This window comes from Ruegeria sp. HKCCA5763 (assembly GCF_013034545.1).
Taxonomy (GTDB): Bacteria; Pseudomonadota; Alphaproteobacteria; order Rhodobacterales; family Rhodobacteraceae; genus Ruegeria.
In genome coordinates, this window is sequence record NZ_WQGF01000006.1 from 99,623 (window position 1) to 112,200 (window position 12,578).

The 12,578-nt window shown below is 56.7% G+C and carries 9 protein-coding genes; 6 read left to right on the top strand and 3 right to left on the bottom strand.

Going from position 1 to position 12,578, the window contains the following annotated elements; all coding sequences use genetic code 11:
- Positions 1 to 79 precede the first annotated feature (79 nt).
- The 6 genes from GOV89_RS12000 to GOV89_RS12025 all read left to right on the top strand — a co-directional run bounded on the left by GOV89_RS12000 (position 80) and on the right by GOV89_RS12025 (position 8,630).
- Positions 80 to 811 carry a response regulator gene (locus GOV89_RS12000; RefSeq protein WP_171235114.1) on the top strand — a complete coding sequence of 244 codons (732 nt, stop codon included), beginning with the start codon at positions 80 to 82 and terminating at the stop codon, positions 809 to 811.
- Between the two features lie 238 nt (positions 812 to 1,049).
- Complete coding sequence (locus tag GOV89_RS12005; RefSeq protein WP_171238295.1) at positions 1,050 to 2,300, top strand: sarcosine oxidase subunit beta family protein; 1,251 nt, start codon at positions 1,050 to 1,052, stop codon at positions 2,298 to 2,300.
- A 12-nt stretch (positions 2,301 to 2,312) separates the two neighbouring features.
- Positions 2,313 to 2,600 (top strand): sarcosine oxidase subunit delta, encoded by a 288-nt coding sequence (locus tag GOV89_RS12010; protein WP_171177097.1) that lies wholly within the window; start codon positions 2,313 to 2,315, stop codon positions 2,598 to 2,600.
- On the top strand, positions 2,597 to 5,551 hold the full coding sequence (locus tag GOV89_RS12015; RefSeq protein ID WP_171238296.1) for a sarcosine oxidase subunit alpha family protein: 2,955 nt from the start codon (positions 2,597 to 2,599) through the stop codon (positions 5,549 to 5,551). The genes GOV89_RS12010 and GOV89_RS12015 overlap by 4 nt, the downstream gene beginning before the upstream one ends.
- Positions 5,544 to 6,107: a sarcosine oxidase subunit gamma gene (locus GOV89_RS12020; RefSeq protein WP_171177093.1), complete on the top strand. Its 564-nt coding sequence runs from the start codon at positions 5,544 to 5,546 to the stop codon at positions 6,105 to 6,107. Before GOV89_RS12015 ends, GOV89_RS12020 begins: the two co-directional genes overlap by 8 nt.
- 696 nt (positions 6,108 to 6,803) lie before the next feature.
- Positions 6,804 to 8,630 (top strand): BCCT family transporter, encoded by a 1,827-nt coding sequence (locus GOV89_RS12025; protein ID WP_171177091.1) that lies wholly within the window; start codon positions 6,804 to 6,806, stop codon positions 8,628 to 8,630.
- A 144-nt stretch (positions 8,631 to 8,774) separates the two neighbouring features.
- Here the strand turns inward: GOV89_RS12025 and GOV89_RS12030 are convergent, their stop codons facing one another.
- From GOV89_RS12030 to GOV89_RS12040, 3 genes are all read right to left on the bottom strand, one after another.
- Positions 8,775 to 9,566: a xanthine dehydrogenase family protein subunit M gene (locus GOV89_RS12030; RefSeq protein ID WP_171177089.1), complete on the bottom strand. Its 792-nt coding sequence runs from the start codon at positions 9,564 to 9,566 to the stop codon at positions 8,775 to 8,777.
- Positions 9,567 to 9,660: 94 nt separating this feature from the next.
- A complete protein-coding gene (locus tag GOV89_RS12035; protein WP_171177087.1) occupies positions 9,661 to 12,021 on the bottom strand; it encodes a xanthine dehydrogenase family protein molybdopterin-binding subunit in 2,361 nt (786 codons plus the stop codon).
- Between the two features lie 51 nt (positions 12,022 to 12,072).
- On the bottom strand, positions 12,073 to 12,555 hold the full coding sequence (locus tag GOV89_RS12040; protein ID WP_171177085.1) for a (2Fe-2S)-binding protein: 483 nt from the start codon (positions 12,553 to 12,555) through the stop codon (positions 12,073 to 12,075).
- Positions 12,556 to 12,578: the final 23 nt, after the last annotated feature.

The window sequence follows — 12,578 nt, forward strand, 5'->3', positions numbered from 1 at the left end:
CGTTCGCGGCTTGCACGACCCAGGTGGCCGCCGGTACAACGGATCAGCGCCAGCCTGTAAAAAACGCTAGAAAGCCATTATGGTCAAAGAACATATTCTTGTAGTTGATGATGATCCCCAGATCACCTCGTTCTTGCAGAGGTATCTGGAGAAGCAGGGTTGTCAGGTCACCTGTGCGGCGGACGGCGATGCGATGGATGCGATCCTGGCGCAAGGTGGCGTGGATTTGATCCTGTTGGACATTGGCCTGCCGGGACGCAGTGGTTTTGACATTACCCGCCAGTTACGGGTCGAATCGAATATTCCGATCATCGTTTTGTCGGGCCGCGACGACATTTTTGACCGCGTTGTAGGATTGGAATTTGGTGCTGACGATTATATCACCAAGCCCTTCGAAGCGCGTGAAGTGCTGGCACGCATCCGGACTGTGTTGCGTCGAAGCCGCGGGGACGAGGACGTGAGCTCTGCAAATGGGTCTGGGTCTCCACTGATCATGTTCGGCGACTGGGTTCTGAACCCTTATGAACGGACGTTGACATCCAAAGACAGTGGTCAGCAAACGCCTTTGACCACAACGGAATTTGATGTTTTGCAGGCGTTTGTCCTAAGCCCGCATATTGTGTTTTCCCGTGATCAGTTGCTGGACAAGGCGCGGGGCCGGGACACTGTCGTAGGCGACCGAACAATAGACGTTCATGTTTTGCGTCTTCGCAAGAAGATCGAGCCCGACCCGACCGACCCCACATATATCAAGACGGTTCACGGTATCGGATATTGCTTTGCGGCGAATGTGCAAAAGTCCGGGGCGTGAAGCGCAGGGCTTTCCGGGCGTCAGGTGGTGCTAAGACACCAGCTCTTCTGCTTCTTTCTTTGAGCTAATGAACTATTTGGCGAAAAGAAGGACTTGCGTTTTAATTTCTGCGGCGAACGTTCCCTGAACATCCTAAATTTGTCGCTGTTGTTAAAGTGCATGACGGAATATGCACTGACAGAGGCGATTGGAGTGCGTCACGATGCGTTGGTGCACAGAAAGTTAGGAACACTTCCACATGCGGTATTCGGCGCTCGCTATTTTGCGACAGGTTCTGAACGGACACAGGGGCTGGGGCCCCGCGTGGCGGGATCCCGAGCCGCAATCGGACTATGATTTTATCGTCATCGGTGGCGGCGGTCACGGTCTGGCAACGGCTTACTATTTGGCGAAGGAACATAATGCAGCCCGCGTTGCAGTGTTGGAGAAGGGCTGGATCGGTGGTGGCAATGTGGGCCGGAATACCACGATCATTCGAGCCAATTACTTGCTGGACGGCAATCAGCCGTTCTATGAGTTGTCGCTGAAACTCTGGGAGAACCTTGAGCAGGACCTTAACTACAACGCGATGGTCAGTCAGCGTGGCATTCTGAACCTGTGCCACACGGATTCACAGCGCGATGCGTATCGCCGTCGGGGCAATGCGATGATGTTCACCGACTCGGGGGCCGAATTGCTGGACACCGACGGTGTGCGTGCGATGTATCCGTTCCTGAATTTTGATGATGCACGTTTCCCGATCCTCGGCGGACTGCTGCACCGCCGCGGTGGTACAGCGCGGCATGACGGAGTGGCCTGGGGCTATGCCCGTGCAGCGGACCAACGCAGTGTCGATATTATTCAGAACTGCGAGGTCACTGGATTTCGCATCGAGAACGGCAAGGTTCTGGGTGTTGAAACCACGCGGGGTTACATCGGCGCCAAGAAAGTGGGCGTTGCAGTTGCGGGTTCGTCCGGCCGGGTGATGGCCCATGCGGGACTGCGTCTGCCGATCGAAAGCCATGTGCTGCAGGCCTTTGTGTCCGAGGGGCTGAAACCAGTTTTGGACGGTGTGATCACCTATGGGGCCGGGCATTTCTATATCAGCCAGTCTGACAAAGGGGGGTTGGTGTTTGGTGGCGATATCGATGGCTACAACACCTATGCACAACGCGGCAACCTGCCGGTGGTCGAAGATGTCGTTGAAGGGGGTATGTCCCTTATGCCGATGATCGGCCGAACACGCCTGCTGCGCATGTGGGGCGGAGTGATGGACATGTCGATGGACGGGTCGCCGTTTATTGACCACACCGGTGTAGACGGTCTCTATTTCAACGGCGGTTGGTGCTATGGCGGCTTCAAGGCAACGCCGGCCTCGGGCTTTTGCTTTGCGCATTTGATGGCCACAGATCGCCCGCATGAAGTCGCCACCGCGTATCGTCTCGACCGCTTCAGAACGGGTCGAATGATCGACGAAAGAGGCGCGGGCGCGCAACCGAATCTGCACTGAGGAAGCCAGGACATGATCATTAATCACCCACTGCTTGGCCCGCGTGATGCATCCGAGTTCACCTATCTGGGCGATGCCGCGTTGATCGAACGGCCAGATTGGCAGTCAGAAACGGCGCAAGACGAATTTCACGACTATGTCTACTTGCGAGACAACCCTGCGGGGACGCATCGCGAGCTTTGGTTTCATGAGCAGGGGGACCGGTCCTGGCTGGTGGTTACCCGCAATACAATGACGCATGAAATTCTGGCAACGGAACTGGCGCGGGATGTTGCCCGCAAGATGGGGCGCGGGAAATGACTCAGAAAAATCGCTTGCAAGGGGGCTTGGTCGACCGCTCGAAAAAGCTGTGTTTTACCTTCGATGGGAAGTCATACGAAGGGTATCAGGGCGACACGCTTGCCTCGGCCCTTTTGGCCAATGATGTGCGGTTGGTTGGCCGATCTTTCAAATATCACCGACCGCGGGGTGTTCTGGCGTCGGGTTCTGAAGAACCCAACGCGCTGGTCGAATTGCGCACGGGCGACCGACAGGAACCCAATACGCGGGCAACGACCGTTGAGTTGTTTGACGGGCTTGAGGCGCGCTCGCAAAACCGTTGGCCCTCTTTGGCGTTTGACGTACTCTCTATCAATGACCGGTTGTCTCCTTTTCTGACGGCGGGGTTCTACTACAAAACGTTCATGTGGCCCAAAGCGTTCTGGGAAAAGCTCTACGAACCGATGATCCGCCGGGCCGCTGGTCTGGGCAGCCTGTCGCAAAAGGATGACCCGGATATTTACGATAAAGGGTATCTGCATTGTGACGTGCTGGTGATCGGGGCGGGACCTTCGGGCTTGATCGCCGCTTTGACGGCGGCTCGTGCTGGAGCAAGGGTCATTCTGGCTGATGAAGACAGTCAGATGGGCGGTCGCTTGCTAGCCGATAGCGACAGGTTCGAGGATGTTTCGAATTCCGATTGGGTCGCGCAGGTTCTGGGCGAGCTGGCGTCGATGGACAATGTCCGCCTGCTGACGCGTACCACCGTGTTTGGTGTGTATGACCATGGCATCTTTGGCGCGCTCGAGCGCGTGTCGGATCACCTTGCTACGCCCGAGGTGGGCAAGCCGCGTCAGATCCTGTGGCGGATCTACTCAAAAAGGTCGGTGCTGTGCGCCGGTGCGACCGAGCGGCCCATCGCGTTTGCGAATAACGATCGTCCGGGCATTATGCTGGCAGGCGCGATGCGTGAATACGCAAACCGCTGGGCAGTGACGCCGGGTCAGCGCGTTGCAATCTTCACAAATAACGACGAAGGCCACTTTGTTGCGCAAGACCTGATCCGCGCCGGTGTTAAGGTTGTCGCCGTGATTGATCCCCGTCGCGATGTCACGCGCATTGCAGAATGCGAGTTGCTGGCGGGTGCACAGGTCACGGATACGCAGGGCCGACTGGGCCTGAAAATGATCACCGTGCAGCTGTCTGATGGTAAAACCCGGCCGATTGAAGTAAGTGGATTGGGCGTCTCGGGCGGGTGGAACCCAAATGTACAGCTGACATGCCACCAGCGCGGTCGTCCCCAATGGTCCGAGGAACTTGCGGCTTTCGTGCCTTCTGCTGATCTGCCACAGGGCATGAACGTGGCAGGGGCAGCAGCCGGTGATCTTACCACAGCTGGCGCGTTAGTTTCGGGCTGCAACGCAGCGCTTACGGCGCTGGAGGGGCTGGGGCTTAAAGCCAGCGCAATCGATCTGCCAAAGAGCAATGACGAGGCGGTTCGGATCACGCCGCTATGGCATGTGCCTGGCAAAGGCCGCGCCTGGCTGGATTTCCAGAACGACGTGACTGTTAAGGACGTTAGAATTGCCGAACAGGAAGGGTTTCGCAGCGTTGAACACCTGAAACGGTACACCACGCTTGGAATGGCGACCGATCAGGGCAAGACGGCTAATGTGGGTGCTTTGGCCGTGATGGCCGAGATCACCGGCAAGAGTATTCCAGAAACCGGTACTACCATATTCCGCCCGCCGTATTCTCCGGTGTCGCTGGGAGCTTGGGCCGGGCGCTCGGTCGGCAAGGAATTCAGGCCCACCCGTCTGACGCCCAGCCACCAATGGGCTGAAGAACAGGGCGCGGTGTTTGTCGAAGTTGGCCCCTGGCTGCGCGCACAATGGTTCCCGCAGTCCGGTGAAACCCATTGGCGTCAATCGGTAGACCGCGAGGTTCTGGCCGTGCGCAGCGGCGTCGGTGTTTGTGACGTGACCACGCTGGGTAAAATCGACGTACAGGGCACCGATGCAGCGGCGTTTCTGAACAAGGTCTATTGCAACGGGTTTGCCAAGCTGCCCGTGGGCAAGACCCGATATGGGCTGATGTTACGCGAAGATGGTCTTGTTATGGATGACGGTACCGCCGCGCGTTTGGCCGAGGACCATTTTGTGGTGACTACGACGACGGCCAATGCCGTTGGTGTTTATCGCCATATGGAATTTGTGCATCAATGCCTGTTCCCGGACATGGACGTGCAGCTGATCTCGACCACAGACGCCTGGGCTCAGTTTGCCGTGGCGGGCCCGAAATCTCGAGAGCTGTTGCAGCAAGTTGTTGATGACACATTTGACATCAGCAATGAGGCATTCCCATTTATGGGTTGTGCAGAAATCACCATTGCAGGCGGTGTCCCCGCCCGACTGTTCCGCATCTCGTTTTCCGGCGAGTTGGCGTTTGAGCTGGCGGTTCCCACCCGGTACGGCGACGCATTGATCCGGCATCTGATGGAACTTGGCAAACCCTTGGGTGTAACCCCATACGGGATGGAAGCCTTGGGCGTATTGCGGATCGAAAAAGGCCATGTCACGGGGAATGAACTGAACGGAACCATCAGCGCCCATAATCTGGGTATGGGGCGCATGGTTTCGACCAAAAAAGACAGTATCGGCGCGCCGCTCAGCGCGCGCGCGGCTTTGGTTGATCCCGAGGGTCTGGCGCTGGTTGGCATTCAACCCGTTGAGAACTCTGACACTGTGTTGGCAGGGGCGCATGTCTTTGCCGAGGGTGCACCGCATTTGCGGCAGAACGATCAGGGCTATGTCACTTCAGCAGGATACTCTCCACACTTGTCCAGCAGTATCGGTCTTGCCTTTGTGGAACGCGGATCGCAACGTCTGGGTGAAGTTGTTCAGGTTGTGAGCCCGGTAGACAATTCGAACATCAAAGCAACCCTTGTCAGTGCCCATTTCGTTGACCCTGAAGGAGACAGGCTCCGTGCGTGATTTTGTTGCCAAGACTGCCTTAGGCGGCATTGAGCCCCGCAAAGATGTGATTGGATCGCTTACCCTTCAGGAACGAGATGATATCGCCCTGGCTTCAATCTCTGCCCGTTTGGGTCAGGAAGAAGCGCTAAAAGCCAGGCTAGAGACCGTGTGTTCCGTTGTCGCTCCAAAGCCGGGGCGCAGCGAACAAGGCGAAAACAGAAGCTTGCATTGGTTGGGTGCTGATCAATACCTGTGTGAAGAAGCGCTTTCCGGCCCGTTGGTCTTGGCCCGTCGGCTCGTGGATGAATTGGCAGGTGTCGCCTCGGTCACTGATCAGACGGATGCCTTTGTGCGGATGGACGTATCGGGTCAAGGCGTAGTCGATCTGTTACAACGCCTGACCGTCCTGGATGTTGAACAGATGCTCGCCGGGGCTTTCAGTCGTACCGCCATTCACCACGTGGGATGCTTGCTGCGTTGCAATGAGGCTGGGATGGCCTTTTCGGTGTACGCGCCGCGCAGCTATGCGATCTCAGTTCACCACGCGTTGGTTGAAGTATCCAAGGCTTTGTAGGCGGCGTGCTGGGATGCTTGCTCGCAAGGGCGTGAAACGGATTTGGGTCGCGCCTAAACGCGCCTGCGCCCGATCAGACTGAACCAGGCGTTTCCATGCCAGCGCTGTACTCGCCTCATTGCGCGCGGCCTGTAATACCAATTAATAACTGTGCATGCGGGGTTAAACAGGAATTTCACCCTGAAAACCTATGTCGCGAAAACAAGAAGGCCCGGTGTCCAAGTGTTCTCATGCTCTTCAAGGAATACCAGGCGCCACTGAGAGCCCAACAACAACTGTCTAAAACCTCAGTGACGCGTTGCAGCGCTTGATGGTGTCGCTAACACTAAAATGAGCGAATGTGTTAGTCGTATACTGAGGTGTAAGTGTCGCCTTTTTGACTGAGCTACCCTCACCTAGCATATATTTATTCCAAGTTGAAAAACGCAAAAATATTTGTGCTTGCGCGCTTTGGTCAAGCGGCTTCAACGTATGCCGGAAAATCCAGGGGCGTATGCAAGTGGTTAAAAAACCGGGAGAAGATAAACGGTAAGCCATGCAGCCAAGCGTGGTCAATTGACCGTAGCTCAAATCTGAACTGTGCAAGGTTCTCAGTTGATCTGGCCTGTGGAGCAGAGCGTTTCGCTTAGTGACCCGGGAAATCAACCTGCTCAGTTACATAATCCAAAACGGCATACGCAAGGAGGAGCACCCAACATGTCGATACCTGAACCTTTTACGGACGTTGAAATAGAAACGGCGGATGCCGGTTTCTATGAAAACTACAGCGTCCCGATTGCCCTTATCAGTAAGGCGATCATGGTTGGCTTGGTTTTGTGGGCTCTGGTTTTCCCCGCAAATGCGAATAGCACGCTGGGCAGCCTGAACGGACAGTTGCTCGAAGTTTTCAACAGTTTCTATGTCGTAATTGTAGGCCTGTTTTTCTTCTTCCTTGCCATCGTGGCCATCATTCCGGCAACGGGTCGCCGGGTCATGGGTACTCCTGGAGAAAAACCTGAATTCTCGAATTTCTCATGGTTTTCCATGATGTTTGGAGCCGGTCTGGGTGTAGGCCTGATGGTGTTCGCCACAGCAGAACCGCTGGGCCTTTGGGGATCAAACCCCGTGGTCGTGTCTGGAGCGGTTGAAGGCAACACGCCTGAAGCCCTGCAATCGGCTTACCGCTTCACCTACTTGCACTATGGCTTCCATGCGTGGGCGATCTACGTCGTGACTGGTCTGTCGCTGGCCTACTACGCATACACGCGCGACATGCCGCTCACGATCCGCTCGGCGTTGACACCGCTGTTTGGTCGTTTCGTCAACGGCTTTTTCGGCCATGTGGTCGATGTTTTGGGCGTTGTTGCAACGATCCTAGGTGTGTCCGTTACTATCGGTTACGGGGTCAGCCAGTTTATTGACGGCGTCTACGCCATCACCGGTATGGGCTGGGTCATGGATTTGGGCGGAGAAGTTCCGACTCCCAGCAAAGTTGGCCTGATCACCGGTCTGATCGTCATCATGACGTTGTCGATCATCTCGGCTGTATCGGGTGTTGGCCGGGGTGTGAAATACCTGTCGAACCTGAACCTCGTCCTGTCGATAATCCTGCTGGGCACATTTATCGTATTCGGTTCGTTTGTCTTTGCCATGACCACATATGGCTCAGCGATGATCGACTACATCCTTCACTTCCTGTCGCTTAGCTTTAATGCCTACGGCCCCCTGTCGGCCGAAGCATTTGCTGCGGCTCTACCCGCCGAGGCGCAAGCTCACGCAGCAGACCTGATGGGTGGTGCAACCAACGCCTGGGGTAGCTTTGACGGCTTCAAGGGCGGGCTGGAAGGCGCAGCAGCCGAGTTGGACGAAGCGACCTTGGCCGCAGCTTATGCAGCCGGTGAGCAAGGCCGTCAGTTCGGTTGGCAGGCTGGTTGGACTACCTTCTACTGGGCCTGGTGGATCGCGTTCTCGCCCTTTGTGGGCCTGTTCCTGGCGCGTATCTCCAAAGGTCGCACTGTCCGTGAGTTCATCCTGGGCTGCGTGTTCGCACCGGCACTGGTCTGCTTTGCATGGATGACCGTATTGGGCGGTACTGCGATTGATTTGGAACTGGCAGGCGCCGCTGAAGGTGCGATCATCGGGGCATCGAACACCAACAAGCTGTTCGTGACGCTGTCCTACATGATCGACGGTGGTTTGCTGTCTATGCTGAACGTCATGTGCGTGATCCTGATCATGACCTTTCTGGTCACGTCTGCTGACTCGGGTATTTTGGTGATGAACACCATTATGTCCGGTGGCAGCCAGGAAACGGGTGTCAAGCACCGCATTATCTGGGGCGTGATCCTGACGGCAGTGATCGGTGCGCTGATCCTGGCAGCGGGTGAAAACAACCCGATGGATGCATTGCGCAATGCCATGATCATTGGCGCGCTGCCGTTCACAATGGTGATGGGTCTGATGTGCGTTTCGCTGGGCAAGGCATTGTTCCGCGACAGCCAGCGCGACAAACACGGCACTGTAAGCACACAGGCTGCTGAGTAAGCCCACGATTTGTAGATCGTTTGGTCAGGCCGCTCTGTCACGGGCGGCCTGACTTTTTACGTAAGTTCCCGCGCCAGCTTTGAGTTTCCGCAAAAAAAGCCCCGGGGCGAACCGGGGCTTAGCGGACTCTCGTTTCAACAATGCTTACATGCAGGCTTCAATTGCGCGCTTTGTCATGACCGATACAAGGTGCGCGCGGTATTCTTTGCTGCCATGCAAATCGGCGATCATGTTCGCCGGATTGATCCGAAGGCCCATCAAAGCATCTGGGCGGAATTCCTTGTCCAGGGCTTCTTCGGCCTCGGACCAACGGAAGACACCATCTTCGCTTGCACCCGTCACAGCAACGCGCACGCCATCCGCAAAACGAGCCAGGTAGACGCCGACCAACGCAAACCGTGACGCGGGCTGCAGGAACTTTTGATAGCTCGCTGCCTGCGGTACGGGGAAACGGATCGAGGTGATGATTTCACCTTCGTCAAGCGCAGTTGTAAACATGCCCTCAAAGAACGCATCCGCAGCGATCTGACGCGCATTTGTCACGATGGTTGCCCCGGACCCCAGAACCCCCGCTGGATAGCAAGCTGCCGGATCATTGTTGGCCACAGAGCCACCAATGGTGCCCCGATTGCGCACTGCAGGATCACCGATCTGACCGGCAAGCGCCGCCAGGGCTGGATACGTAGCGGCAGCGTCACGCTCCACAGTGGCATGCGTTGTCGCGCCACCGATCGAGACGGACCCGTCATCCTCAGCGCAAACGCCCTGCATCTCGGCTATCCCACTCATCGACACCAGCTTGGATGGCGCGGCAAGTCTCTGCTTCAGTGTCGGGATCAGTGTCTGCCCGCCTCCCAAAGCCTGCGCATCCTCAGCCCCCAACGCGGCAACCGCATCGGCGATGGTCGAGGGTTTTTCAAAATCGAAACTGTACATTTCGTCTTCCTTTCCGAAAGGCGCGGATCCGCCCTTCATCTGGCTATAAATATCTCGGGGAGCGCGAGGGGCTGGCCCCTCGCACCCCAACACCTCAGCTGTTCATCGCCGACCAGACGCGAGCCGGGCTCATCGGCATGTCGATGTGATCCACCGCCTTCCCGCCCGAGTTCAACGCATCCAGCACCGCATTGACCACTGCAGGTGGCGAGCCAATTGCACCAGCTTCACCACAACCCTTCACTCCAAGCGGATTGTGCGTACAGGGCGTCTGGCTGGAATGGTCAACACCATAAAACGGCACATCATCCGCGCGCGGCATGGCGTAGTCCATGTACGAGGCGCTGAGCAGTTGGCCGTTCTCATCATAGGCACAGTTCTCAAGCAGAGCCTGGCCGATGCCCTGGCCAATACCGCCATGCACCTGACCGTCGACGATCATCGGGTTGATGATGTTGCCAAAGTCGTCCGCCGCCGTGAACTTTTCGATGCTGACCTGGCCGGTATCCGGATCGACCTCAACCTCACAGGCGTAGGCACCAGCCGGGAAGGTAAAATTGGCCGGGTCATAGAACGCAGTCTCTTCCAGCCCTGGCTCCACTTCTAGCGGGAAGTTGTGTGGAACATAGGCCGTCAGGGTTACATCGCCCCAGGCCACCGATTTGTCGGTTCCTGCTACACTAAACTGACCGTCTTTCAACTCGATATCGGCCTCGGACGCTTCCAACAGGTGCGCGGCGATCTTTTTGGCTTTTTCGATCACCTTCTCAGTTGCCTTGACCATAGCCGAGCCGCAGACAGCCAACGAACGAGAGCCGTATGTGCCCATTCCAAACGGAATCTTCGAAGTATCGCCATGTACGATTTCGACCAACGACTCATCAATGCCGATCATGTCGGCCACAACCTGTGGGAAGGCGGTCTCGTGCCCTTGTCCGTGGCTGTGTGCGCCGACCATGACGCTGATTGAACCGGTGGCGTTCACGCGAACAGTGGCTGCATCATAAAGACCCGCGCGGGCCCCAAGCATCCCAACAATGTTGGATGGCGCAATGCCACACGCTTCGATGTAGCAGTTGATGCCCAAGCCCCGCAGCTTGCCTTTGGCTTCGCTTTGCGTACGACGCGCGGCAAAGCCTGCCAGATCAGCAGCGGCCTCAAGCTTGTCCATCGTTCCGTTGTAATCCCCGGTGTCATAGGTCAGCGCTACTGGTGTGTCATAGGGGAACTGAGTGACAAAGTTCTGACGGCGCAGCGCTATCGGGTCGACGCCCAACTCGCGCGCTGCCTTATCCACTACGCGCTCCAACTGGAACGTCGCTTCGGGACGACCCGCACCGCGATAGGCATCCACCGGAACCGTGTTGGTGAACATCGCTTTCACATTCACCTGAATGACCGGCGTCTTGTAGTTGCCTGCCATCAGAGTCCCATGCAGCCAGGTTGGAACCGAGCTTGAGAAGGTCGACAGATACGCACCCAGATTGGCAAAGGTGTTGGTACGCAGACCGATGAAATTGTTATCTGCATCCAGCGCCAGTTCGATCTTGCTGACATGGTCACGGCCATGGGCATCTGACATGAACGCCTCGGACCGGCTTGAAGTCCACTTGACCGGACGGCCACAAGCTTTGGCAGCGAAGGTACAGAATGCCTCTTCCGCATAGTGGAAGATTTTGGTGCCGAAGCCACCGCCAACGTCTGGGGCCACAACGCGCACCTTGTGTTCGGGTAAGCCCAGAACAAAAGCGCACATCAACAGGCGGATCACGTGCGGGTTTTGCGACGTGGTATAAAGCGTATACTCGTCCGTTCCACGCTTGTATTCGCCAACGGCGACACGCGGTTCCATTGGGTTCGCGACCAGACGGTTGTTGACCAGATCAAGCGTCGTCACATGCGCGGCATTGGCAAAGACTTCATCGACCTTGGCGTCGTCAGTTTCACCCAACTGCCAATCGTAACAGATGTTGTTCTTTAGATCGTCATGAACCAGCGTTGCGCCATCCTGCGCTGCAGCCTTCATGTCGATTACAGCGGGCAGCTCTTCGATGTCCAGATCGATGGCTTCGGCAGCGTCACGCGCCTGCTCAAGGCTGTCGGCCACAACTGCGGCAATCGGATCGCCCACATGGCGCACTTTGCCCTGCGCCAGAATAGGATGCGGAGGTTCCTGCATCGGAGCGCCATGCTTGTCGGTCACTTCCCATCCGCAAGGCATCCCGCCGACGCCTTCAAAATCCTTGCCGGTGAACACCTTGACCACGCCGGGCATGGCTTCGGCGGTAGAGGTGTCTATTGATTTGATCCGACCATGCGCAATGTCAGATCTCAGAAAATGCACATAAGCTTGGCCATGTACGTTTATGTCGTCGGTGTAATTACCTGCTCCGGTCAGAAAGCGCACGTCCTCGCGCCGCTTGGAACTGGCTCCGATGCCACTGTCTTTGGGCATTGCTTGTTCTCCTCCCTGGAAAAGAATTTTCGGCGAAAATTCTTGTGCGCCTCACTCGGCGGCGATGCTGGAAACGTCTTGGCCAGATGCGGCCATGATCGCTTTGACGATGTTGTGATACCCGGTGCATCGGCACAGGTTGCCTTCCAGATATTTCCGGATTTCAGCCTCGGTTGGGCGCGGGTTCTCTTTCAGCAGTGCTGCCGCACTCATCACCATGCCTGGCGTGCAAAAGCCGCACTGAAGGCCATGGTGGTCCTGAAACGCCTGTTGGATCACGTTCAGCGATCCATCCGCATTGGCCTGGCCTTCGATTGTACCAACGTCGGCCCCGTCAGCCTCAGCCGCCAGCATGTTGCACGACTTCACCGCCTCACCGTTCACATGCACGACGCAGGCGCCACACTGCGCAGTGTCACAACCGACATGGGTGCCCGTCAAAGACAGATGCTCACGCAGAAAACCGGACAGCAATGTCCGGCCCTCAACGTCTCCGCTTACGGCCTTGCCGTTCACGGTCATTGAAATCTTCATGAATTTCTCCTCCCTGAATTCCC

Bases quoted from the DNA above. Each gene is read 5' to 3' on its own strand.
- GOV89_RS12000 (WP_171235114.1), top strand. From the start codon at position 80: ATGGTCAAAGAACATATTCTTGTAGTTGATGATGATCCCCAGATCACC.
- GOV89_RS12005 (WP_171238295.1), top strand. From the start codon at position 1,050: ATGCGGTATTCGGCGCTCGCTATTTTGCGACAGGTTCTGAACGGACAC.
- GOV89_RS12010 (WP_171177097.1), top strand. From the start codon at position 2,313: ATGATCATTAATCACCCACTGCTTGGCCCGCGTGATGCATCCGAGTTC.
- GOV89_RS12015 (WP_171238296.1), top strand. From the start codon at position 2,597: ATGACTCAGAAAAATCGCTTGCAAGGGGGCTTGGTCGACCGCTCGAAA.
- GOV89_RS12025 (WP_171177091.1), top strand. From the start codon at position 6,804: ATGTCGATACCTGAACCTTTTACGGACGTTGAAATAGAAACGGCGGAT.
- GOV89_RS12030 (WP_171177089.1), bottom strand. From the start codon at position 9,566: ATGTACAGTTTCGATTTTGAAAAACCCTCGACCATCGCCGATGCGGTT.
- GOV89_RS12035 (WP_171177087.1), bottom strand. From the start codon at position 12,021: ATGCCCAAAGACAGTGGCATCGGAGCCAGTTCCAAGCGGCGCGAGGAC.
- GOV89_RS12040 (WP_171177085.1), bottom strand. From the start codon at position 12,555: ATGAAGATTTCAATGACCGTGAACGGCAAGGCCGTAAGCGGAGACGTT.